The sequence below is a fragment of the Campylobacter sp. LR291e genome, assembly GCF_008633915.1.
Taxonomy (GTDB): Bacteria; Campylobacterota; Campylobacteria; order Campylobacterales; family Campylobacteraceae; genus Campylobacter_D.
On the sequence record NZ_VJNV01000016.1, the window covers coordinates 14304 to 37081 of the forward strand.

At 30.6% G+C, this 22778-nt stretch carries 22 protein-coding genes and 2 pseudogenes; 10 read left to right on the forward strand and 14 right to left on the reverse strand.

Annotation, left to right across the window (positions count from 1 at the left end; genetic code table 11):
• Positions 1-6 precede the first annotated feature (6 nt).
• Positions 7-1071 (forward strand): 23S rRNA (adenine(2503)-C(2))-methyltransferase RlmN, encoded by a 1065-nt coding sequence (rlmN, locus tag FMM58_RS03530; RefSeq protein WP_150180396.1) that lies wholly within the window; start codon positions 7-9, stop codon positions 1069-1071.
• A gap of 137 nt (positions 1072-1208) precedes the next feature.
• Here the strand turns inward: rlmN and recJ are convergent, their stop codons facing one another.
• From recJ to FMM58_RS03550, 4 genes are all read right to left on the reverse strand, one after another.
• Positions 1209-2798, reverse strand: coding sequence for a single-stranded-DNA-specific exonuclease RecJ (recJ, locus tag FMM58_RS03535; protein ID WP_150180397.1), 1590 nt, complete (start codon positions 2796-2798; stop codon positions 1209-1211).
• Positions 2782-4416, reverse strand: coding sequence for a CTP synthase (locus FMM58_RS03540; protein ID WP_150140851.1), 1635 nt, complete (start codon positions 4414-4416; stop codon positions 2782-2784). The genes recJ and FMM58_RS03540 overlap by 17 nt, the downstream gene beginning before the upstream one ends.
• A gap of 269 nt (positions 4417-4685) precedes the next feature.
• The gene (locus tag FMM58_RS03545; RefSeq protein ID WP_223810228.1) at positions 4686-4997 is read right to left on the reverse strand and encodes a hypothetical protein; all 312 of its coding nucleotides are present in this window, start codon (positions 4995-4997) and stop codon (positions 4686-4688) included.
• Positions 4987-5283: a hypothetical protein gene (locus tag FMM58_RS03550; protein WP_150140853.1), complete on the reverse strand. Its 297-nt coding sequence runs from the start codon at positions 5281-5283 to the stop codon at positions 4987-4989. Before FMM58_RS03550 ends, FMM58_RS03545 begins: the two co-directional genes overlap by 11 nt.
• Positions 5284-5941: 658 nt before the next feature.
• Between FMM58_RS03550 and FMM58_RS09320 the strand changes: the two are divergent.
• The 3 genes and pseudogenes from FMM58_RS09320 to FMM58_RS03560 all read left to right on the forward strand — a co-directional run.
• Positions 5942-6340: pseudogene (locus FMM58_RS09320) on the forward strand (hypothetical protein); the annotation flags it as partial.
• A 1059-nt stretch (positions 6341-7399) separates the two neighbouring features.
• Positions 7400-7798, forward strand: a pseudogene (locus FMM58_RS09325) (methyl-accepting chemotaxis protein); the annotation flags it as partial.
• 96 nt (positions 7799-7894) lie between these two features.
• Positions 7895-8143: a hypothetical protein gene (locus tag FMM58_RS03560; protein ID WP_150140857.1), complete on the forward strand. Its 249-nt coding sequence runs from the start codon at positions 7895-7897 to the stop codon at positions 8141-8143.
• Between the two features lie 29 nt (positions 8144-8172).
• Here FMM58_RS03560 and rimP read toward each other — a convergent pair whose 3' ends face one another.
• The 9 genes from rimP to FMM58_RS03605 form a co-directional block, all read right to left on the reverse strand.
• Positions 8173-8589, reverse strand: a complete 417-nt coding sequence (gene rimP, locus FMM58_RS03565; RefSeq protein WP_150140891.1) for a ribosome maturation factor RimP — start codon at positions 8587-8589, stop codon at positions 8173-8175.
• A gap of 5 nt (positions 8590-8594) precedes the next feature.
• Entirely contained in the window at positions 8595-8945 is a 351-nt protein-coding gene (gene rbfA, locus FMM58_RS03570; RefSeq protein WP_150140859.1) for a 30S ribosome-binding factor RbfA, read from the reverse strand.
• Positions 8942-11608, reverse strand: coding sequence for a translation initiation factor IF-2 (infB, locus tag FMM58_RS03575; protein ID WP_150180399.1), 2667 nt, complete (start codon positions 11606-11608; stop codon positions 8942-8944). Before infB ends, rbfA begins: the two co-directional genes overlap by 4 nt.
• Positions 11601-11855 (reverse strand): hypothetical protein, encoded by a 255-nt coding sequence (locus tag FMM58_RS03580; RefSeq protein ID WP_150140863.1) that lies wholly within the window; start codon positions 11853-11855, stop codon positions 11601-11603. Before FMM58_RS03580 ends, infB begins: the two co-directional genes overlap by 8 nt.
• Positions 11856-11891: 36 nt before the next feature.
• Positions 11892-12770 carry a homoserine kinase gene (gene thrB / locus FMM58_RS03585; RefSeq protein WP_150140865.1) on the reverse strand — a complete coding sequence of 293 codons (879 nt, stop codon included), beginning with the start codon at positions 12768-12770 and terminating at the stop codon, positions 11892-11894.
• 1 nt (position 12771) lies between these two features.
• Positions 12772-13176, reverse strand: coding sequence for a tRNA threonylcarbamoyladenosine biosynthesis protein TsaB (locus tag FMM58_RS03590; protein WP_150140893.1), 405 nt, complete (start codon positions 13174-13176; stop codon positions 12772-12774).
• Positions 13177-13214: 38 nt separating this feature from the next.
• Positions 13215-14099, reverse strand: coding sequence for a UDP-3-O-acyl-N-acetylglucosamine deacetylase (lpxC, locus tag FMM58_RS03595; RefSeq protein ID WP_150151255.1), 885 nt, complete (start codon positions 14097-14099; stop codon positions 13215-13217).
• A complete protein-coding gene (locus FMM58_RS03600; RefSeq protein WP_150140869.1) occupies positions 14068-15462 on the reverse strand; it encodes a M23 family metallopeptidase in 1395 nt (464 codons plus the stop codon). Before FMM58_RS03600 ends, lpxC begins: the two co-directional genes overlap by 32 nt.
• Before the next feature lie 65 nt (positions 15463-15527).
• Positions 15528-16355, reverse strand: coding sequence for a prephenate dehydrogenase (locus tag FMM58_RS03605; protein ID WP_150140871.1), 828 nt, complete (start codon positions 16353-16355; stop codon positions 15528-15530).
• Between the two features lie 78 nt (positions 16356-16433).
• Between FMM58_RS03605 and bamA the strand changes: the two genes are divergently transcribed.
• From bamA to FMM58_RS03635, 6 genes are all read left to right on the forward strand, one after another.
• A complete protein-coding gene (gene bamA / locus FMM58_RS03610) occupies positions 16434-18653 on the forward strand; it encodes an outer membrane protein assembly factor BamA (protein WP_150151261.1) in 2220 nt (739 codons plus the stop codon).
• 144 nt (positions 18654-18797) lie between these two features.
• The gene (accD, locus tag FMM58_RS03615; protein ID WP_150140875.1) at positions 18798-19640 is read left to right on the forward strand and encodes an acetyl-CoA carboxylase, carboxyltransferase subunit beta; all 843 of its coding nucleotides are present in this window, start codon (positions 18798-18800) and stop codon (positions 19638-19640) included.
• Between the two features lies 1 nt (position 19641).
• Positions 19642-20094 carry a 23S rRNA (pseudouridine(1915)-N(3))-methyltransferase RlmH gene (locus tag FMM58_RS03620; RefSeq protein ID WP_190317934.1) on the forward strand — a complete coding sequence of 151 codons (453 nt, stop codon included), beginning with the start codon at positions 19642-19644 and terminating at the stop codon, positions 20092-20094.
• A gap of 9 nt (positions 20095-20103) precedes the next feature.
• On the forward strand, positions 20104-20457 hold the full coding sequence (gene dksA, locus FMM58_RS03625) for an RNA polymerase-binding protein DksA (RefSeq protein WP_150151266.1): 354 nt from the start codon (positions 20104-20106) through the stop codon (positions 20455-20457).
• On the forward strand, positions 20454-21437 hold the full coding sequence (locus FMM58_RS03630) for a hypothetical protein (RefSeq protein WP_150151269.1): 984 nt from the start codon (positions 20454-20456) through the stop codon (positions 21435-21437). The genes dksA and FMM58_RS03630 overlap by 4 nt, the downstream gene beginning before the upstream one ends.
• Positions 21434-22354, forward strand: coding sequence for a tRNA dihydrouridine synthase (locus FMM58_RS03635; protein WP_150151272.1), 921 nt, complete (start codon positions 21434-21436; stop codon positions 22352-22354). Before FMM58_RS03630 ends, FMM58_RS03635 begins: the two co-directional genes overlap by 4 nt.
• A gap of 13 nt (positions 22355-22367) precedes the next feature.
• Here FMM58_RS03635 and FMM58_RS03640 read toward each other — a convergent pair.
• A partial coding sequence (locus FMM58_RS03640) for a restriction endonuclease subunit S (protein ID WP_190317935.1) occupies positions 22368-22778 on the reverse strand: 411 nt, incomplete at its 5' end.

Here is a 22778-nt window from a genome sequence, read left to right on the forward strand (position 1 = left end):
CTATTTTTGAAAGAAAAAATAAATTTATTAAATCTATTGCCTAGTGAACTTGATATTAAGCCCACGTTTCGTGTGAAACAAATTTTTAATTGGATTTATCAAAAGTATGCAGATGATTTTTTAGATATGAGTTCTTTACCTAAAAATTTACGCGTAGAACTCAATGAAAAATATTATTTTTCATCTATTAAATGTATAAAATACGAAGAAAGTATGGATAAAAGTATAAAATATCTTTTTGAATTAGAAGATAAAATGTGTATAGAATCTGTGCTTTTATCTATGAAAGAAGAAAAATATGATAAAAATGGAAAATTAATCTCACATAAAAAATATACTATTTGCATCTCATCTCAAGTTGGTTGTAGAAGTGGTTGTACCTTTTGCCTTACAGGAAAGAATGGCTTAAAACGAAATTTAAGTGCTGGAGAGATTGTAGAACAGGTTTTATGGATTAAAAAACACAATAAAATTCCATATGAAAGACGAGTAAATATAGTTTATATGGGAATGGGTGAGCCTTTGGATAATCTTGAAAATGTAGCAAAGACAGTAAAAATTTTATCTCATAATGATACTTTAGCAATTAGTCCACGCAGACAAACCATTAGTACAAGTGGCTTAGCAAAGCAAATAATTAAGCTTGGAAAAATGAATTTAGGAGTTTTATTAGCTATTTCTTTACATGCCGTAGATGATGAATTAAGAACTAAACTTATGCCTATAAATAAGGCTTATAATATAGCTAGTATAATAGATGCGGTTAAAAAATTTCCTATTGATGAACGAAAAAGAGTAATGTTTGAATATCTTTTAATTGATAATATTAACGATAAAATAGAACACGCAAAGATGCTTGTTAGATTATTAAATGGCATAAAAGCAAAAGTAAATTTAATACTTTTTAATCCTCACGAAGGAAGTATTTATAAGCGTCCAAGCCTTGAAAATGCAATAAAATTTCAAGATTATCTAAGTAAAAAAGGCATAACTTGTACCATAAGGGAAAGTAAGGGGCTTGATATTTCAGCAGCTTGTGGGCAACTTAAGGAAAGGAACGAGAAAATATGAATTTATTAGATATAGTTGAGCTAATATTTATAGCTATTATAGTTATTATAGGCTTTGGTTCTATGGTATATGTTATAAATAAGAGTAAATAGCTTAGGATATTAATAATTATTAAATTAATACAAAATATTTTTTAATTATGCTTGTGAAATTTTTCGAATTATAAATTGTGGAGTAACTAGTGAGCGAAATTCATTTTTAGAAATAGACCCTAAAACATTAATAGTATCATTTACATTTGGCTCACTATCAAAGTTAAAAAACAAGGCCTCGAGAGTTTTGTGTTCTTTGGTTAAAATAAGTTTTAAATGCTTATTATTCTTACCTAAAATCTTTTTATTTTTCACCCTTAAATTTTTAAGTACAAAATATGGTCTTGGATTTTTATGCCCAAATGGTTCAAAGGATTCTAAAAGTTCAAGCATTTCAAAGTCTATCTCATCAGGTTCTAAAATACCTAAAATTTCATCTGTGTCATAAAAACAATCCTGTGGTATCTTTGCACTTTCTGCTTGAATGAGTTTTTTAAATTTATCATAATTTTCAAGTTCTAAACACAATCCAGCCGCCCCCTTATGTCCACCATAATTTATAAGCAAAGCACTAGCTTTATTAATAAGGGTTAAAATATCAATCCTGCCAACACCCCTAGCACTTCCTTTAAGCTTATTTTCATGTATAGAAAAAACAAAAGCTGGTTTATTAAAATGTTTTGCTAATCTACTTGCTACTATGCCAAGCACCCCATCGTGCCAGTCCTTACCCGCGGCAATAACGCAAGATTCATTATCATCTATTCGAGTTAAAGACTCATCAAAAAGTAGCTTTTCTTCATCCTTTCTACTTTCATTAAAGCTAATAATTTGTTCTAAGTACTTTTGAGCCTCATCATAATCTTTTGTAAATAAAAAATTATAAGAAACACTTGCATCATCCATTCTACCAGCACTATTTATAAGAGGGGCGATTAAAAAGCCTATATTATCGATACTAAATTTATCTTTTTGATAATATTGCTTTATAGCCTTAAAGGCTACCCTTTTTGATTTATTTATATTTTCTATACCCTTTCTTACCAAAACCCTATTTAAATCCCTTAACTCCATCATATCAGCCACAATAGCTATAGCTAAAAGTTCTATAAATTTACACATATTATAATTTAATTTACACACTTGTTTTAAGGCAGCTATCAAATACCAAGCCACCTGTGCCCCACAAATTTCAATATCAGGGAATTCACAATCTGCTTGTTTTGGATTAATTATAGCAAAGGCCTTAGGTAGTATATCAAGGGGGGTATGGTGGTCAGTTATTATTAAATCAATACCCTTTTTAGCACATAATTCCCCTGCCTCAATGGCTGCTATGCCATTGTCGACGGTTATTATTAAATCAACATCAAGTTCGTTTATGATATTTTTATTTAAGCCGTATCCATCCTTAAAGCGATTAGGAATTTTAACTATAAAATCAAAGCCTATATCGGTGAAAAATTCAGACATTATAACGCAAGATATAATGCCATCGACATCATAATCACCGACAATTGCAACCCTTTCATTTTTTTCAATAGCCTCTTTAATCCTATAAGCAGCCTTATAAGCATCTTTTAAACAGTTTGGCAAAGGTAAATCGCAAAGCTTATTGTGTATATCCATATCAAAACGTTGCTTTAATATGCGTTTAATCTCAATTTTATCTATTTTTTTATCTACCTTGTTCATTTTCAATCGCTACTTTTATAAAGGCATAAATTATAGGATTAACCCTTTCAAGTCTTGAAGTAAATTCAGGGTGAAACTGCGTAGCTATAAAAAAAGGATGATTTTTTAATTCTACAACCTCTATTAAACCATCACTTTCTCCACTTACTATCAAACCCTTATTTTCAAAATCTTTTCTAAATTTAGGATTGGCCTCATATCTGTGGCGATGCCTTTCTTTAATGCTTTTTTTATGTGAGTAAATTTCACTTAATAAAGTATTTTCTTTAATCTTGCACTCATAAGCCCCAAGTCTCATTGTGCCACCCAAAGGCGTTTTACTAGTTCGAATTTGTTTAGTACCATTTGCATCTATAAATTCATCTATTAAATAAATAATAGCCTCTTTGCAATCCTTATCAAATTCGCTAGAATGGGCATTTTTTAAATTTAAAACATTCCTAGCAAATTCTATTAAGGCTAACTGCATTCCAAGGCAAATTCCTAAAAATGCTATCTTTTTTTCTCTTGCAAATTTAATAGCTAGCATTTTTCCATCAATTCCTCTTTCCCCAAAACCTCCAGGTACTAAAATACCACTTACATCTTTTAAATTTTCTTCTAAATTATCAAGTTTTTGACTATCAACCCATTTTATATCAATGTGCGTATCAAGTGCTGCCCCTGCGTGAATTAAGGCCTCAGTTAAGCTCTTATAACTTTCTTTTAAATCGATATACTTTCCAACAAAGGCAATTTTTATCATTTTACTTGGGGCGATTACCCTTTTTACTAGATTATCCCAGTTTTGCATATTTGGCTTTAAATTTTTAAGGTGTAAGGTATTAGAAATGGCACTTAATATATCTTGATTTAAAAAGGCTAGTGGAATTTGATAAATACTTGCTGCATCAACGCTTTCAATAACGCTATTTTTTTCAACTCCACAAGAAATAGCTATTTTATCTTTAAGTTCTCTATTTAAAGGCTTTTCGCTACGACAAATTATCATATCAGGGCTTATACCTATACGTCTTAACTCCCCTACGCTATGTTGAGTTGGCTTAGTTTTAAGCTCACCCGCTGCCTTTATGAAAGGAACTAAGGTTAAATGTATATTCATAGCATTTTTTTTACCAACCTCAAGCCTTAATGCCCTAATGGCTTCTAAAAATGGCAAACCCTCGATATCTCCAACCGTTCCTCCAATTTCTACTATCAAAATATCTTGGTCTTTCCCTGCTTGTTTAATCCTTTCTTTTATCTCATCAACTATATGAGGAATAACTTGTATAGTTTTTCCAAGATATTCCCCTCTTCTTTCTTTTTCTATAACGCTTTGATAAACCCGTCCTGTGGTAAAATTATTAAGCTGACTTAAATTTTCATCTAAAAAACGTTCATAATGTCCTAAATCCAAATCCGTTTCTGCCCCATCATCTGTAACAAAAACCTCTCCATGTTCAAAAGGACTCATTGTACCAGGGTCCACATTTATATAAGGGTCAGCCTTTAACATACTTACTTTAAGACCTGAATTTTTTAAAAGTGTAGCTATAGAAGCAGCGGCTATTCCCTTGCCAAGAGAGCTTAAAACACCACCTGTAACGAAAATATATTTAGTTTGTTCGTGTTTCATTCTAATTTACCATGATTATTTTTTTTAGTAATTATACAAAAGAATACTTATTAAATTATTACAATATCAAAAATTTATTTTCTAAAATTTAAAAAAAGCTAGACAACTCAAAAGCCACCCTACTATATGTAGGGGACTAGTATTTTCAAGTAGGGAGCCTTTCGTAGTTGCACCGTAATTATATACAAAAAAAAAAAAAAACGCAATGTCAAATTTAAGCAAAGTTTAAAGCTTTTTAAAATTGTGCCAAATTTAAGGCATTTAGCTTATTATAAGCCTTTATAAGTACTTTCATCTCTTTTTGAAATTTTAATTATGTGTATAATTTTAAATTCGTTATTTTGCACTATACCTATTATCCTATAATCATCGAGTCTCCAGCGATAACGATTGTCATCAAAGCTCTTTAAATCTTTTGCATTTGGCAAAGTACAAGGGTATTCTTCTTCGCTTCTAAGTTGTATAAAAATAAATTTATCTATAACTTTAAATTGTTTAGGATTGTTTTTAGCAAGTTTTTCTAATAAATTTATTAGCTTTTTTTGTGATTGTAACTTTATAACCCATATATTATAAACCATGAATTTGTCGTTTTAATTCTTTATTTATTTCTGCTTTTTCCTCATTGCTTAAACTAGATTCAAGCTTTTGTGCTAATTTATGAGCTGTTGACTTCTCATAAGGTATAAATTCCTTATCGATACGATTTTTTAACTGCGTTTTTAAAAATTTTTTTAATTTTATAAAATCCTTTAATTTTTCTTGAGTTGAAACTTTTAATTTTGTCATTTTTTCATCTATATTTGAGAGAGAATTTAAAAGCTGTTTTTCACTCATATTGACATATTTTTTATAATCAATTTGCATATTTTTCTCCTTTTAAATTTTAACTAAACTAGCAAAATTATAACATAATGCTAATTTTTTTGCAGAATAATCTCACTTTTTTAAATTATAACCAACTCGTTAATAATTTTTTGCTAAATTTCAAAACTTTTTTAATCATACAATTTTTCTCCTTATTTTTAATAACACTTATCAATATTTAAGACAAAAAAGCCCTAAAATCGCTTAGAAAAAGTTACAAATTTATTATAAATAAATAACTTTATTAGCTATAATATATGATATTTATCGCTCTAGTTTCGATTAGTTACAAAAAAAAAAAAAAAGGTTTTTTTGATAAGAATTTATATTTGGTTCACAATAATAAGTTTATAATTCATATTACAATTAAATGGGGACAATTTTAAAAAAGGAGAGACAAGCAATGTTTTCTAGATTGCATTTAGGCACAAAGATTACCTCTATGGCTGGCTTAGTTGTTATTATCATTATGTTCTTACTTACAATGACTATAACCTATAAAGTAAGTGGAGTTTTAGAAGAAGATGGCAAAGACCTCTTAATAAGTGCAAATTCCCGCTCTATTAATAGACTTGAAGGTATTATGGGAGAAATTTTTAACACAGTTGAAGTTTCTCAACAAGCTATAAATGCTGCCTTTGAATATAGCAATACGGCTATGATAAATGAAGAAGTATTTGATAAAATCTTAATTTCATCAATAGAAACAAATCCATATATGAGTTTTGCCTATATTTATTTAAAAGCGAGCACGGGCTATTCTCAGTATGCAAGAGAACATAACCTGCACGAACATTTGCTTCCAAATGGCGATTTTATGATTTTAGTTGATGATAAAGAACCTTCTAAAAAAGGTGGAGTTGATATAATAAACGCTGATATGAATATAGCAAATTTAGACTCCGTTTCAATAGCTATAAATCAAAAAAGATTAAGCTTTGGTTCTCCTCATCATTTTAACGTAGGCGGTGAAAATTTATTTGGCATAAATATAGTAGCCCCTATTTTAAATAGAAACAAGCAAGTAATTGGAGCACTTGGGGCCATAGTTGATTTTAATCAAATTGCACAAGTTATACTAGACCCTAGAAGACAAGTATTTGAAGGGGATAGAAAATTTTTGATAAGTGAAGATGGAACTATCTTACTTCACCCTGATAATCAATATGTAGGCAAGAATTTCTTTACCGAAAATACAGTTATGGCAACATCAATTACAAATGCTATGAAAAATGATGATAGCACAGCATTAAAATATACAGAAATAGATGGAGATAGTGATTATCTAGCAGGGATTGCTTCTGTAAAACTTCACGAAAGTCTAGATAATATCTGGACTCTTTTAACCGTGGTACATCGTGACAAAGTCCTTGACTCGCTTACTACAATTCAAAGTAGTATAATTATAGGAAGTATCATTGCTACTATAATTACTATTGCATTAATATATCTTTATGTGCAATTTAGAGTTTCTGCTAGACTTCATAATCTCAAAAGAGTACTAACTGACTTCTTTAAATATATCAATTATGATATAAAAGATGCACCAAAACTAGCCTCTATAACAGTACTAGATGAGATAGGACAAATGGGAACTTTGATAAATGAAAATATAGTAAGCACTCAAAAGGCTATGAAAAGAGATGATGCTATGGTTAAGGCTAGTGCAGAAGCAGCTAAAAATGTTGAAAAAGGAACTTTAAATATAAAACTAGAAACTAATCCAAAAAATCCTGACTTAGAAGATTTGCAAGATTTATTAAATAAAATGTTTAATGTCTTACAAGATAAGGTTGGAAGTGATTTAAATAAGATAGATGAAATTTTAAGAGAATATGATAACTTTAATTTTACTGCGTCTTTTGAAAATCCAAAGGGTTATATTGAAAGGGCTGTTAATAAACTAGGCTTTGAAGTAAAAGACTTGCTTTTATCTTCTTCGCAACTTTCTGGTAAGCTTGAAGACCAAAGTGAGCGTTTAAAAGAATATGTTGGAAATTTAACTCAAGGAAATACCACTCAAGCAGCTGACTTAGAACAATCCTCAATTGCAACGCAAAATATATCCTTGGCTATGCAAACCATTAATCAAAATGCAAATACTACTATAAAACAAGCAGATGATATTAGAGAAATCATAAATATCATTAAAGATATAGCAGAACAAACAAATTTACTTGCCCTTAATGCAGCTATAGAAGCAGCTAGGGCTGGAGAACAAGGTAGAGGCTTTGCGGTTGTGGCTGATGAGGTTAGTAAGTTAGCTGAAAGAACTCAAAAATCCTTAGGCGAAATTGAGGTAAATATCAATGTCTTAATACAAGGCGTAAATGATATGAGTGAGTCTATTAAAAGACAAACTGATAATATCGCACAAATTGATAAATCAATAGCCGATATAAAAGGCATTGCTACTGACAATGCTGAAATAGCTAACAAAACTAATAATATAGTCCTTGAAATAAATGAAATAGTAGCAAGCGTTAGAGAACTTCTTGGTTCTAAGAAATTTTAAAATTTAAGGGTGAAAACCCTTAAATTTTCTTTTAAATTCTTTTACAAAATAAACATAAAATGCTATAATCTTTTTAAAATTTCAAAAGGATAAGAAATGTCAGTTGATTATGATAAATATTCAGATATGAATGAAAAACAACTCGTAAGTACCTTAATGAGTACAAAGAAAAAAGAAGCAAAGCTTAAAGTTACAACTCAAGAAAAATTAAAAGAATATAAGGCATTAATTAAATTTTTGAAAAAAGAATTAAAAAATCGCATTGATAAATTAGGCTATGAAGAAAAAGCAAAATCAAAAGAAGAAAGAGTAGCAAAGCCTAGAGGTAGGGCGAAAAAAGTATAAAAAATTTAAGTAGTGGGTTTATAATAATCTCACCACAAAACAAAGGTCTTAGCCTTTTTTATGCTTGAAAAAAGAAGTTTAAATTCCTTTTCTTCATTTTTTATTATTATATTTTCATCTTTAACGCTTATAATTTCACCTTCAAATTGTTCTTTATCATCAGTTGTAATTTTAACCATTTCACCTATACTTAAAGAAAAATGTTGCAAAGTTTTTAAAATTCTTTCAAGCCCTGGGCTACTAACTTCTAAAAAATACTCGTCTTTTGTAGGGGCATTTATATCAAGCATAGGAGATAATACTTCGCTTACTTTTTGACAATCATCCAAGCTAACCCCACCCTTTTTTGTGATACTAACTCGGTAAATTTTTTTACCATTTTCACTAAGCAAACACGCATCATAAAATTTTACACCAAGTTCTTCACAAAGTGCGTTTAAATCAATATCTTTCATCTATTTTTAATCTTTTCAAATAACTCATTCATGTGATTTTGATATTCTAGTCTATCATCAAATTTAAAATGAAAATTTGGGCACCTATACCAGCCTTGTTCGCTCATGCAATAATTTTGCAAAGTCTTAGCTGCCTTTTTTAATTGATTTAAAATTTGTTCTTGTTCGTGTTCATTTAAAAACATTTTATCTAAGTAAACAAAGGCATCATATCGCCCTTTTTTACACTCAACATCAGTTACACAAAGGGTTTTTAAGGATTCATTGTCCAAATTTGCTAAGGCTTCGGGTATCAATTCTTTTAAAATGCTTTCTGTGCGAAGTTTTTTAATCTCACTTGCATTCATAAACTAACCCTTTCTTCAACCTCTTTATAACTTTCTATATAATCTCCAACTCTCATATCATCACAACCTTCAATACCAACGCCACACTCATAACCCTTAGCAACCTCTTTTGCATCATCTTTAAAACGTTTAAGTGAGCTAATATTGCCTTCAAAAATCACGACACCATCTCTAATAAGCCTAATCTTAGCACCCCTAACTATACTTCCATCTGTCACCATACAACCTGCAATTTGCCCAGCTTTTGGCACATTTATAACTTGTCTAATTTCAGCTTGACCAAGTTCTTCTTCTGAGATAATAGGACTCATCATACCACCAAGCAAGGCTTTTACATCATCTAAAAGATTATAAATAACATTATAGGTTTTTATCTCAACGCAGTTATTTTTAGCCCTTTCTTTGATATCGCCCGTAGGTCTTATGTTAAAGCCTAGTACAATAGAATTTTCACTAGCACTTGCTAATTCTATATCGCTTTGTGTAATGCCACCAACACCACTATGTATAATATTTACTTTAATCTCATCATTTTTAAGCTTTTCTAGACTAGCCTTAATGGCCTCTAAGGACCCTTGCACATCGGCCTTTAAAATAATAGGCAAAATCTTTAAATTTCCTTCTTTTATCTTAGCCCCTAACTCATCTATGCTAACCTTAGTAGACTTGCTAAGTTCTTTTTGCCTATTATAATCATGCCTTTTTTGAGCGTATTCTCTTGCTTCTTTATCGCTTTTTACTGCAATTAATATCTCACCAGCATCAGCTACCTCGCTAAGCCCTACTATAACACCACACTCGCCCGGTTTTAATTCTTTTAAATTGTGGCCCTTATCATCACTCATTGCCCGAATTTTTCCATAAGACTCACCTGCAACAACCGTATTTCCAACCCTAAGCGTTCCATTTTGCATAATGATAGTAGCAACTGCCCCACGTCCTTTTTGTACTGAACTTTCTATAATACTAGCCTTTGCTAGATTATTTGGATTAGCCTTTAATTCTAAAATATCAGCTTGTATTAATAAGGTTTCAAGTAAATCTTCAATCCCAGCCCCTGTCTTTGCTGAAACATTGACAAATTCATAACTTCCACCCCATTCAACAGGCATTATGTCCATTTCGGCAAGTTGAGTTTTAACCATATCAGCATTAGCACCTTCTTTGTCTATCTTATTAACAGCTATGATAATAGGCACATTTGCAGCCTTTGCGTGATTTATAGCCTCTTTTGTTTGTGGCTTTACCCCATCATCAGCTGCTACAACTATAATAACTATATCAGTTATACTCGCACCCCTTGCACGCATTGCTGTAAATGCCTCGTGGCCTGGGGTATCAATAAAGGTAATATTTCTATCATTTTTCTTAACCATATAAGCACCCACATGCTGGGTAATACCACCGGCCTCCCCACTTGCTACGCGACTATTTCTTATATAATCAAGCAAAGAGGTTTTACCATGGTCAACATGCCCCATTATAGTAATAACAGGGGCTCTAGGGCTTAAATCATTCTCGTCTTCTTTATAATCTTTCACATAATCAAAGGCATTTGCCTCATCAACCATTTTTATCTCAATGCCAAATTCATCAGCTAAAATTTCAATAGCAGTTTCATCTAAAAAATCATTTTTAGTAGTCATCATTCCAAGCATAAAAAGCTTTGATATAATCTCGCTTGTGCTTTTTCCAACCTTATCAGCAAATTCATAAAGTCTAATTTCTTTTGGAATTTCGACGCTATTTACTATCTCTCTTTCTTTTTTTTCTACCTTTCTAGAAGGCTTTTTGCGACTTCTTCTTTGTATGCTACCTTCGTTAAAATGTGCTGATTGTCTTAAAAAATTTGGTTGTTTTTTATTAAGTGGAGCTGGACCTTCTTTTTCTTTAACGCTAAAATCAGGCAAAACAATCTCGTCATCATTATCCAAACTAATATCTGCAAAATCATGGTCGCTTAAAAAATCTATCTTTTGAGTGTTTTCTTTTTTACCATGGGTAATATTCTTTTTTTCTTTTTTCTTTTTCTTTAAATTCTCATCTGTATTTGAAAAAATCATAGAAAGGCTCATTCTTTCTTCTGTGCTAGCTACTGACTTTTCTTCTTTTACTATCTTATTTTCATCACTATTTTTCTTTTTAACAATAACCAAGCCTCTTCTCTTAGCTAAGGTAGCACTAGCAATACTTGGTACCTTTTTTTCTTCTACGACCTCTTTAATCTCTTCTTTTTTTTCTATCTTTTCTTGCTTAATTTCTTCTTTTTTTATTTCTTGTTTAAGCTCTTCTTTCGCGGATTCACTTTTTGCCTTGCTTGGTGCTTTCTTTTTAGTTTTTGTAGCACTTTCATTTTTTACATTTTCGTTTTTTACCTTGCTTTCATCTTTTTTCGTATCTTTTTTAACCTTGCTTTCTTTTTTAATCTCTTTTTTTTCAGTTTTTTCTGCCGTTTTACTCGTTTTTTTCTCACTTTTTTTGGGTAAAAAATTCTTAGGTATTTGATTTGTTTGTATATATTCATAAATAGCTGCGGCAGTTTCTGGGTCTACTGAGCTTGAAGCAGATTTTATATTAAGCCCTAATTCATTTGCCTTTTCTATAACTTCCTTACTTGAATAGCCAGCATCAGTGGCGATTTCATGAATCCTTACCTTATCCATTAGAAAATATCTCCTTAAGCCCTTCTTGTTGAAGTGTTAAATTTAAGCTTTTACACAAGCGAAATAATGCTTTTTTTATATGTTCTTTGTTGCCATTAAAACAAAGTGAACACATATAAAAACTACGACCAAAACTTAAATTTGTACAAATCATTCCATCATTTATAAAATAACGTTGTAAAATCTTTTGTTTAAATCGTTTTTTGCATACAATGCACATTCTTATAGCTTCGTGTTTTTTTTTCAAAATTTAATCTTTATTATATCTTTTTTTTCGCATTTTTTAGCAAATTTCAAAGCCTTTATTGTTAAATTCTAAACAAATAACTTTAAAATCCTTAAATTTATCTTGCATTTTTTGTGCAAAATAAGTAGTCTCATCCTTAAAAACTAAAGAAAAAAAGCTAGAACCAGAACCTGAAAGCGTACTCATTAAGGCCCTGTTTTCAAGGGCAAATTTTTGCACCTCAAAAAGCTGTGGTAAATTTTTCATACGTCTCATTTCATGTAATCTATCCTTACTAGCAAGCCTTAATAAATCATATTTTTTTTCTAAAAAACAAGCTGTTAAAAAAGAAGCATGGGTTATGTTAAAAACGCATTCTTTGAAATTTACATTATTTGGCAAAGTATTTCTACTTTGTGCTGTATTCATAGCAACATTTGGTACAACAATAACGGCCCTTAAATTCTCATCTATCTTTTTTTGAATGCTATAAACTTTATTATTTTCAACCAAAGAACAAACAAAGCCTCCAAGAGTAGCAGGTGCGATATTATCAGGGTGATTTTCATAATTTAAGGCCTCGTTTAAAATTCTTTTTTTATCCACACTAAAACCACTCATAAAATAAGCGCTACAAATAGCCCCAACAATAACAGCTGATGAGCTTCCAAGACCCCTTGAAATTGGGATATTATTATTAAATATAAAACGAAATTTTTCTTTTTTGCCACTTAATTTTTCATAAACTTCATTGAAGATATTTATAAAAATATTATTTTTTTTCAAAAATAAATTCTTACTTCCTTCTCCATGAATTTTAACGCTAAATAAATTTGATTTTTCTATTATTGTTTCATTAAAAAGTTTTAAGCTTAAACCTAAACAATCAAAGCCCGGACCTAAATTTGCACTAGTTGCAGGTACTAAAATTTTCAATTTAAAAAACCTCATCTAAAAAATACAATGGTAGATTATCATTATCTTGATTAAGTTCTTTTAAATTTTTAGGCAAAAAAAATTTAGAAGGGGTATTTTTTTCTAAAATTATCTCTTTATCTTTATACACAAAGCATAAATTTTTATTTGCACAAATAGGGCCAAAATTATTTAATTCAAAGGCATTTACAGCAAGCAAAGGGATATTTTTAACTATGCTTAAAGTTTTTAAACACACATAAGAAATTTTAATACCCATATAAGAACCCGGTCCATTAGCATAAATCAAGCTTGAAAATTCATATTTTTTAAGCAATTTTTCTAAGATACAAGGTAGCCACTCGCTAGCCTTTTCATCGCTTTCATAGCTTTTAATTAAGGTATCGTTTTGATAAATTCCAAGCATTAAGGGCTTTGAAAGCGTATTTACTAACAAAGAAGTTTTTATGCAAATACCCTCTCATAATCTTTTTCATAAGCCTTATCAAGACTTACTATCTCATAGCTTTGCTTATCTTTTAAGACCTCTTTTGTTAATAAATGGTTTAAATGGTGACTTCCTGCGTATGAATAATAATCCCCATAAACCCTATATCCAAGCAAGGTTAAATCACCTATGGCATCTAAAATTTTATGACGAACGAACTCATCTTTAAAACGCAAGCCATCAGGGTTTAAAATACGATTATCATCAACTACTATAGTATTTTCTAAACTTCCACCAAGTCCTAAATTCATAGCCCTAAGTGCCTTGACATCTTTTAAAAAGCCAAAGGTCCTAGCCCTTGCTATATTTTCTATATAATTTTTCTTGCTAAATTCGAAACTATAGCTTTGTTTGCCAATCATAGCATTATCAAATTTAATAGTATAATTAATCTTAGGTTCTTTGCTAGGCGTTAAACGCACATATTTATGCCCATCCTTTACCTCTACTACCTTTTTTATAACCATTATTTTTTTAGGAGCGTCAAGTTCTTTAACCCCTGCCTCGTCAAGCATCATACAAAAACTTATACTACTTCCATCCATAACAGGAGCTTCATTTGCATTTAGCACTATACGAACATTATCAATCCCATAAGCATTAATGGCACTCATTAAGTGTTCAATAGTAGAAACATAACCCCTACTATCGCCAATAACAGTTGCCATTTGTGTATTTATCACATTGCTAGGGTCAGCCTTATAAGTAGCGTTTAAATCACTTCTAAAAAAAACTATCCCACTATCAGCTTCTAAGGGCTCAAGTAAAATTTCTATAGGCTCACCCTTATGAAGTCCTATACCTACGCCTTTAACGGCTTTTGCTAAGGTCAATTGTCTCATTATTTGTTCCTAAAATTGTTTTTTTAGCATCGTTTAATACCTTGTATATGTTATTTTCTATCCATCTTCTATCTTGCCATTGTTCTGGTCTAACCTCAACGCCTTGTACCAAAACACCAAAATGCAAGTGGTCACCAAGGGCTAAGCCACTAACTCCTGTTGTAGCGATTGTGCTATTAAGGCTTACTTCTTCATCTTTTTCTGTATATTTATCTGTACAATGCCCATAAAGGCTATAAAGTCCAAAGCCATGATAAAGTATTAAATTCAAACCATAAATTCCATTTTCATCAGCAAAAACAACCTTGCCACTATTATTACTAATTATAGGTGCTCTTGCAATACTTGCTAAATCAAGCCCCATGTGATATGATTGACTTACTTCTTTTCCATCATAATAATAATATCTATGATCAGCAAAATCGGCTACTTTCTTGCCATTTTTCAAAGGTAAAAATAAATTTATCTTAAAATCCTCTATAATATCTTCTGGTACATTAGTAGTAAAATTATGAATTAAATCCTCATTTGAAATTCTCAAAGTTTCATTAACAAATTTAAATTGTTCAAAACGCGTTAATTCCTTATCCTTTGGTCCATAAAGTTCTGCTAAATCCTTAATCTTTCCATCAAGGAATCTATCACTTAAATTTATCTTTGAAACTCGGTATTTTCTATTTAATAGATAATACTTTATACGCTCTTTTGAAACATTACCTGCCTTATCCTTAGCCACTACAAAGGCACGAAATTCTTCTTCTTTTGCATCCCAAGCGATTAAGGAAGTGTAAAAACCTTGCTTTACAAAGGGGGTAACCTTAAAAATTTTATCCTTATTAGTTTGAATGAAAACCTCATCTAAATTTGCATCATCTACGCTAAATACAACGCTAGCTGCCCCACCTTGTTCTATTTGATAAGAATTGCTTAAAATATTAATCTTTGGACTCATATCATCAATGATTAATTTAATTTGCTTTTTAGCCACATTACCGAAATTCCACCAGCTAGAATCCTTTACATAAATGTCTAAAATATAGGATTTTATCTTTTCTTTATAAGCAGGTTTTGGCAAATTTACTTGCAAACTTAGTTCGTTTTTATTATCAAATTTGTCATCTATCAAAGTAGTAGAGGTGTTATTATTATCTTGTTTAAGGGAAAATTTCACATTTTTTATGCCACTGCCCTTATCTTTTAAGTCTATTAAAATAGGGTCCTTTGAATTTGAATAAATAATATTTTCAGCGATAATCTCAGGCTTACTCGCATCAAATACATTAGTAGTAGCCCCTAAAAGTGCCAGTATAAATACCAAAAAAATAGCAAGTTTAATTATAATCTTTCTTGTTCTACTCATCATTTTCCCTATGTAAATTTGCAAATTTTAATACAATTTTAGTTAATACTAAGCAAATTTTAAACATTTTATAAAAATTCTCTTAATGAATTTGCCTTACCCATCCACGAATTCAAAGAACTTACTTCGTTATTTTCTATCATTTGTTTACATTTTTGTAACTCTTTTTCAAAAAGTCTTATGCTTTCAAGCAAATTTTCCTTATTTTGTTTAAAAATTTCACTCCACATTATAGGATTTGATTTTGCAATCCTGCTCATGCCCCTAAATGAACCCCCAGCTAAATGAATAATATTTCTTCTATCTTCTTCTTTTATAACAAAATTTGCTAAAGCAAAGCTAATGGCGTGAGGAAGGTGCGAGATTATAGCAACATGATGATCATGTGCTAAGCTATCCATAAAGACAATTTTCATTCCTATATGAGAAAAAAGCTCAACGCCTCTTCGTCTATGAACTTCATCTAAATTTTCAGCATCGCACAAAACACAAACTGCATCTTTATAAAGCTTTTTTAAGGCCGCACTAGGACCACTATTTTCAGTACCAGTCATAGGGTGTGCAAAAATAGTTTGTTTAATTAAATGCTTTGGCGTATTTTCTATAATCTTTCTTTTAGTACTTCCTAGTTCTATAATCGTAGTTTTTGAAGATATAAAGGCTAGCTTATTTAAAAGTTCAATTATCGCATCAACAGGGGTTGCTATAAAGATAATATCACAAAGTTCTAATTTATCAAAGCTAATTAACTCATGAATTAAACCCAAATTTAGTGCTTCTTCTTCATTTTCCTTACTTAAATCAAGTCCGTAAACCGTACTAATTAATTTATTTTCTTTCAAACAAAGCCCCAAAGAACCACCCATTAATCCAAGTCCTATAATAGCTATTTTCATTGCACTTGCCTTAAAATAAAAATTCGTTAAATGTTTTTCGCTATTATACAAGCTTTAAACAATTTTTAGGTAAAAAAAATGATAAAAAAACTCATAAGTATATGTATTTTTTGTTCTTTTTCAAATGCTGTTATTATAAAAGAAATTAAATTTAGCGGGTTATATCAATTATCAGATGAAAGTGCCCTAAACTTAACTGGCTTAAAAATAGGCGAGGAATTAAATTTGGTCAAGGTAAATACGGCTATTTTAAATCTTTACAAGCAAAATTATTTTAATAATATAATAGTAGATGAAGAAAATGGCGTTTTAACCTTTATGGTTAAAGAAAAGCCAAGCATTGCAAAGATAACAATTACAGGCATTGCCTCAAATGATAGAAAACACCTTGAAGAAATTTTAGGCATTAAAAAAGGAAATTTATTTGATGAAAATGCTGTTAAAAGTGCTACTGAAAGAATAAAGGCTTATTATGATTCAAAGAGTTATTTTGATACTGTTGTGGAATTTAAAACTAAGGATTTAGAGAATACTCAAAGCATAGAACTTGAATTTATAGTAAATCGTGGTGAAAATATTACCATTGAAAATGTGTATTTAAGTGGAAGCAAGGAATTTTCTTATTCTGATATAGAACCTTACATAACCAATAAACAAGCTGAATTTATGGGCTGGATGTGGGGTATGAATGATGGAAAATTAAAAATTTTTGAATTAAGTAATGATAGTTCGCGTATTGCTGATGAGTATATGAAACAAGGCTTTTTAGATGTGCAAGTTTCTTCTCCCTTTCTTAAAACCTACACAGATACCTATAAGGCAGATTTGACCTATTTTATAAAGGAGGGCAAGCCTTATAAAATCACGCATATAAGCATTGAAAATCCACTTTTTACAGATGAAGAAAATGAGGATTTTGTGGATGATTTATTATCTAAGGTTGGGGCTATTGTAAATATAGAAAGCGTTAGAACTGATGTGAAATTTATAGAAACAAAGAGTGCAGATCTGGGCTATGCTTATGCACAAGTTTACCCTGATATTCAAAAAGATGAATTTTCTCAAGAAGCTAGTATAATCTTTAAGGTTATTCCAAATGAAAAAGTTTATATAAGAAATGTTATTATTTCTGGCAATTCTCGCACTGTGGATAGAGTAGCTCGTAGAAATTTATATTTAACCGAAGGAAATTTATATAACAGAACCGACCTTACTGAGTCAAGAAATGCTTTAAGAAGGACCTCATATTTTGAGGATGTTAACATTAAAGAAGAAAGGGTTGATGATACAAATATTGATTTAATAGTGGAAGTAAAAGAGGCCTCTACTGGTTCAATATCAGGTGGTATAGGTTATGGTTCAAGCGATGGTTTGCTTTTAAATGCATCTTTGTCAGATACAAATATCTTTGGTTCAGGTTATAGAAGTTCGGTTCGTGTAGACAAGGATGATGATAGCCTTGCAGGTCGTATTAGCCTTAGCAATCCTCGCATTAGAGATAGTTTTTATAGCCTTGGTGGCTCACTTTATGCAAATGATTATGACTGGAATACTTATGCAGAACAAAACTATGGCTTTGACATAAGTGTAGGGCGTGAATTTTTAAGATATTTTAACGCTAGTTTAACTTACAATTTAGAACAAAGTGAAATCTATGCCCTAAGCGATAGTCTTTTAAGAACTGGTTATAGGCTAGGGACCACTTGGAAAAGCTCTATTACTCCACAAATTAGCTTTAATAATACAGATGATTATTATTTGCCAAGAAGTGGGATAATAGCCTCGACCGGGCTTGAATATGCAGGGCTTGGTGGAGATCAAGAATTTTTATATTCTAATACTCGTTTTAATTTTTATCAAGGAGTAAGAGACTACATAGGAATTGACTTAATCTATCGTTATAAGGCTAGTTTTTATAAGGTTTGGAATCAAGGTTATTTGCCTATTAATCAAAGAATTTATCTAGGTGGAATTCGCTCAATTCGTGGCTTTGAAAGCAGAACCGTAAGCCCTAAAAATCAATATGGAGACGAGATAGGCGGGACTATAGGCTTTGCAAATTCCTTTGAACTTTCCTTTCCTATACTTGATAGGATTAAATTAAGAGGTGCTATATTTTTTGATTATGGGGCTATTGGTAGGGTTTATTTAGATGAAATTCAAAGAATGAGTACGGGCCTTAATATAGAATGGATTACCCCTATAGGTCCATTACAATTAATCTTTGCAAGACCTCTTAATGATAAAAAAGGAGACGATACAAATACCTTTGAATTCTCGCTTGGAACTAGATTTTAATGAGTACTTATAAATATTTTAAGAAAAATTCAAAATTTACACAAATAAACTATAAAAAAGCAAGAATTTGCCGAGCCTTAGACTTAATAAGCAAAGATAGGCAAAAAATTTGCTATAATTTTAGTTTTTAATAAGGTTGATTTTATGAATTTTACAGATATATTTTCAAAAATTAGAAAAAGACAATCTACGCCAAATGAAGCACCAAATCACTGGGTTAAATGCCCTAGTTGTCATGCTTTAATGTATTATAAAGAAATGCAAACCTGCCTTAATGTTTGTCCAAAATGTAATTATCATTTACGCATTAGCCCCTTAGAAAGAATAGAACTTTTAAGCGATGAGAAAAGCTTTAAGGAATTTGATATGTCCTTAGAGGCCACCGATCCACTTAAATTTGTAGATAGTAAATCTTATAAAAAAAGACTAAGCGAAGGCGAAAACAAAACAGGTAGAAAGAGTGCTGTTATAAGTGGAGAATGTAAGATTGAAAATATTAAAACTCAAATAGTTGTTTTTGATTTTTCTTTTATGGGTGGAAGCTTAGGCTCAGTTGAGGGCGAAAAAATAGTTCGTGCAATACAAAGAGCCATAACTGCTAAAACACCTTTGATTATCATTTGTGCAAGTGGTGGGGCTAGAATGCAAGAAAGCACTTATTCTTTAATGCAAATGAGTAAGACAAGTGCTGCTTTAAAGCTTTTAAGCAAAGAAAGATTGCCTTATATTAGTATTTTAACTGATCCTACCATGGGAGGTGTTTCAGCATCCTTTGCTTGGCTTGGGGATTTAATAATAGCCGAACCAGGTGCTTTAGTTGGCTTTGCAGGTGCAAGGGTTATTAAACAAACTATAGGAGCTGATTTACCCGAGGGCTTTCAAAGGGCTGAGTTTTTGCTTGAACATGGCTTAATTGATGCCATTGTACCAAGAGGTGAGCATAAAAAATACCTTGGCGATGTGCTTAAATTTCTAAGTGGAAAATAATTTGCAGATAAATATTTATTTTATACAAAAAAATGAAGAATTTAAGGCTTATTTTGACAAATATATAAAATTAATAAGCAAATACGCTACCTTTAAAGAATTTAATCTATTTAATAATAAGATAGCAAATGCCCAAAACATAGGCAAAGAACAGGCTCAAAAAAGCTACGAACAAGCCTTTAATCCTTACTTAAAAAAAGGCTTTTGCATAGGCTTAGATGAAAATGGCAAAAGCTTAACTAGCCTTGAATTTGCAAAGCTTTTAAAGGATAAATCTTTATTAAATTTTTTCATAGGTGGGGCCTTTGGCTTTAATAAAAATTTTATTAAAAATTTTGATTTAACTTTAAGTTTAAGCAATTTTACCCTAGCTCACAACATAGCAAGGCTTTTTTTGCTTGAACAACTTTATAGGACCTGTTGTATAAACAACAATCACCCATATCATAAATAAGGTTTAAAAATGAACAAGAACGAGTTAAAATTTTTCAAAAATTTTTTAGAATCAAGAAAAAAAATCATTTTAGAAAATTTGCAAAGCAATTTAAGAGAAATTGAGGCCTTGCATAATTCTGTCCCAAGTGATAGCGTGGATCTTTCTACTATAGAGACAAATTCTCAAATAGATTTTGCTATAAGCACAAATTTAAAACAAGAATTAATAGAGATTGAAAATTCCTTAGAAAAAATCAAAAATAAAAGCTATGGAATTTGCGAGGGTTGTGATGAAGAAATTGACACAAAAAGATTAAATGTTAAACCTCATGCTAGATATTGCATATCGTGCAGACAAAGCGTAGAAAAAGGAGAATTATGAAAATCAAGTTATTTGCCTTAGCAAGTTTCATTTATATAGGCTTTGTAATAGCCTTTGCCTTTTATTTAAATTTAGGAGATTACACGCTTAATTTAGGCACCCTTTCTTTATCCTTACCAGTAATGCTATGGCTTGGCGTGCCTTTGCTTATTTATTTTGTATTTGCTCTTTTACACATTAGCTTTTATGGCTTTTTGCGTTATTTGAAATTCAAGCATTTTTTCAAGGATTCTCGCCACTTTGAACACTTTGTAAGAGACTTGCTTTTAGAAAAAGAATCAAAGATTAGTTTTACCACTAAGGAATTTAGAAGAGTAGCCCAGTTTGCAAAGGTCTTAAAGACTCATGAAAAAATAGAAAACGAAACAAAAATCAATGAAATTTTAGACATACTTGATGGCTTAAACAAAGAAGAATATTTAAATATCAATAAATTTAGATTGCCACAAAATAACGTCTTATACATAAAAAATGACAAAAATAGGCTTAAAAATGACCCTGATTATGCCTATTCTAAGCTTAAAAATTTAAGTGAGTTAAAAAACGAATTTGATGAATTAGCCTTTGAAATGCTCATTAAAAAGGGGGCTTACAATCAAATAAAAAATATTAAAATTCCAAAAACCCCAGCCCAAATAATAAGCCTTATAAAACGTTTTAAAGAAGGAAATTTGGAACTAAGCTTGGCTGAGTTTGAAATTTTACTAAGTAAGTCAAATTTAGGCGAAAAAGAATTCTTACAAGTTGCTAAGATGTGCACCAAGGTATTTAACCCAGATGCTATTATAAATATTTTCTTAAAGATTAAAAACGAAAATAAAGAAGCCCTTAAAGGATATCTATTTTTATTAGCCGAATTTTCGATGTTTGATGAGCTTTTAACGCAAATTAAACATGGGGATAATTTTGAAGATTTTAAAGCAGTTTTAGCCCTTAGAGAAAAAAATATACACTTTGATTTAAATCAACTTATACAATGATAGATTTTGCTAAAAAGCCCTTATTTTTAGCACCAATGGCAGGGTTTTCAGACCCTCCATTTAGAGAGGTAGTAAAGAAATTTGGTGCTGACATAACAATTAGCGAAATGATAAGTTCAAATGCCTTAGTTTATGAGAGTAAAAAGACCTTAGCAATGCTAAATCACTCGCCACTTGAAAGTCCATTCATAGCACAAATTGCTGGGGCTGATAGGGAAGTTATTAAAAAGGCTGTTTTGATTTTAAATGGGCTTAATTATATAGATGGCATTGATTTTAATTGTGGTTGCCCTGTCAATAAGGTCGTTAAACAAAATGCAGGCAGTTCTTTACTTGAAAATTTAGAACTTTTAAAAAGCTTGCTTAGTACTATAAAAGAATACAATAAAAAAAAATTTACTAGCGTAAAAATAAGGCTTGGTTTTAATGAAAATAAAGTTTGTGATATAGTTAAAATTTGCGAAAAAAGTGGAGCTGATTTTATAAGCATACATGGGCGCACAAAAAAGCAACTTTATAGTGGTAAGGCTGATTATAAGGCTATTAAAGATGCAAAAGAAATAGTTAAAATTCCTATAATCGCAAATGGGGATATTAATTTTAAAAATGCTAGTTTTGTACTTAGCTTTAGTAAATGCGATGGTCTTATGATAGGTAGGGCTAGTATTGGAAGGCCTTGGATTTTTAAAGAGATAAAGCAGGGCTTTAATGCTGATTTGACCCTTAAAAAAGAAGTGATTTTATATCATTTTAACGCCATGTTAAAGCACTATGGAAAGCAAGGTGTAAGCATTTTTAGAAAACACTTGCACGAATATAGCAAAAATCACGCCTTTTCAAGCACCTTTAGAGATGAGATAAACCACATAGATAACGAAAACAAAATGCAAGAAAAAATCGAAGAATTTTTTAGTTAGTTTTTTATAATCTTCACTCCACCCTTAAAGCTTTTTTCAGTGTAAATAACTCATCTAAAATTTTAACTATTTTTTCTTGTTCTTTTAAGGGTGGGAGGGGGATAGGAAGATCTAAAAATAATTTTTTATCTAAATGTGGTATAGCAGCACCTTTTTTATTAAGCCTAAATAAATCTTTAAAATAAAGTAGCATAAAATCCATAAAATGAGTTAATGAAATATTTTTGATTTCTAGCTTTTTAAGCGTACTACCTAAATATCCATTTTCTTTAATTGTAAAAACTTCACCAGAATTTTCTCCGTCCATTAAAATCACTCTATCATTTTTATAAACTTTATTGCCAAATGAAACTATATTTTCCATATTATTATTTCTTAAAAATTTTACATCTAAAATGGGTAAATTTTCATCTTTACAAATTTC

Excerpts from the sequence above, each read along its gene's own strand:
- recJ (WP_150180397.1), bottom strand. The coding sequence starts at position 2,798 with ATGAACAAGGTAGATAAAAAAATAGATAAAATTGAGATTAAACGCATA.
- FMM58_RS03540 (WP_150140851.1), bottom strand. The coding sequence starts at position 4,416 with ATGAAACACGAACAAACTAAATATATTTTCGTTACAGGTGGTGTTTTA.
- FMM58_RS03545 (WP_223810228.1), bottom strand. The coding sequence starts at position 4,997 with ATGGTTTATAATATATGGGTTATAAAGTTACAATCACAAAAAAAGCTA.
- FMM58_RS03550 (WP_150140853.1), bottom strand. The coding sequence starts at position 5,283 with ATGCAAATTGATTATAAAAAATATGTCAATATGAGTGAAAAACAGCTT.
- FMM58_RS03560 (WP_150140857.1), top strand. The coding sequence starts at position 7,895 with ATGTCAGTTGATTATGATAAATATTCAGATATGAATGAAAAACAACTC.
- rbfA (WP_150140859.1), bottom strand. The coding sequence starts at position 8,945 with ATGAATGCAAGTGAGATTAAAAAACTTCGCACAGAAAGCATTTTAAAA.
- infB (WP_150180399.1), bottom strand. The coding sequence starts at position 11,608 with ATGGATAAGGTAAGGATTCATGAAATCGCCACTGATGCTGGCTATTCA.
- FMM58_RS03590 (WP_150140893.1), bottom strand. The coding sequence starts at position 13,176 with ATGCTTGGAATTTATCAAAACGATACCTTAATTAAAAGCTATGAAAGC.
- lpxC (WP_150151255.1), bottom strand. The coding sequence starts at position 14,099 with ATGAGACAATTGACCTTAGCAAAAGCCGTTAAAGGCGTAGGTATAGGA.
- FMM58_RS03600 (WP_150140869.1), bottom strand. The coding sequence starts at position 15,462 with ATGATGAGTAGAACAAGAAAGATTATAATTAAACTTGCTATTTTTTTG.
- FMM58_RS03605 (WP_150140871.1), bottom strand. The coding sequence starts at position 16,355 with ATGAAAATAGCTATTATAGGACTTGGATTAATGGGTGGTTCTTTGGGG.
- bamA (WP_150151261.1), top strand. The coding sequence starts at position 16,434 with ATGATAAAAAAACTCATAAGTATATGTATTTTTTGTTCTTTTTCAAAT.
- accD (WP_150140875.1), top strand. The coding sequence starts at position 18,798 with ATGAATTTTACAGATATATTTTCAAAAATTAGAAAAAGACAATCTACG.
- dksA (WP_150151266.1), top strand. The coding sequence starts at position 20,104 with ATGAACAAGAACGAGTTAAAATTTTTCAAAAATTTTTTAGAATCAAGA.
- FMM58_RS03630 (WP_150151269.1), top strand. The coding sequence starts at position 20,454 with ATGAAAATCAAGTTATTTGCCTTAGCAAGTTTCATTTATATAGGCTTT.
- FMM58_RS03635 (WP_150151272.1), top strand. The coding sequence starts at position 21,434 with ATGATAGATTTTGCTAAAAAGCCCTTATTTTTAGCACCAATGGCAGGG.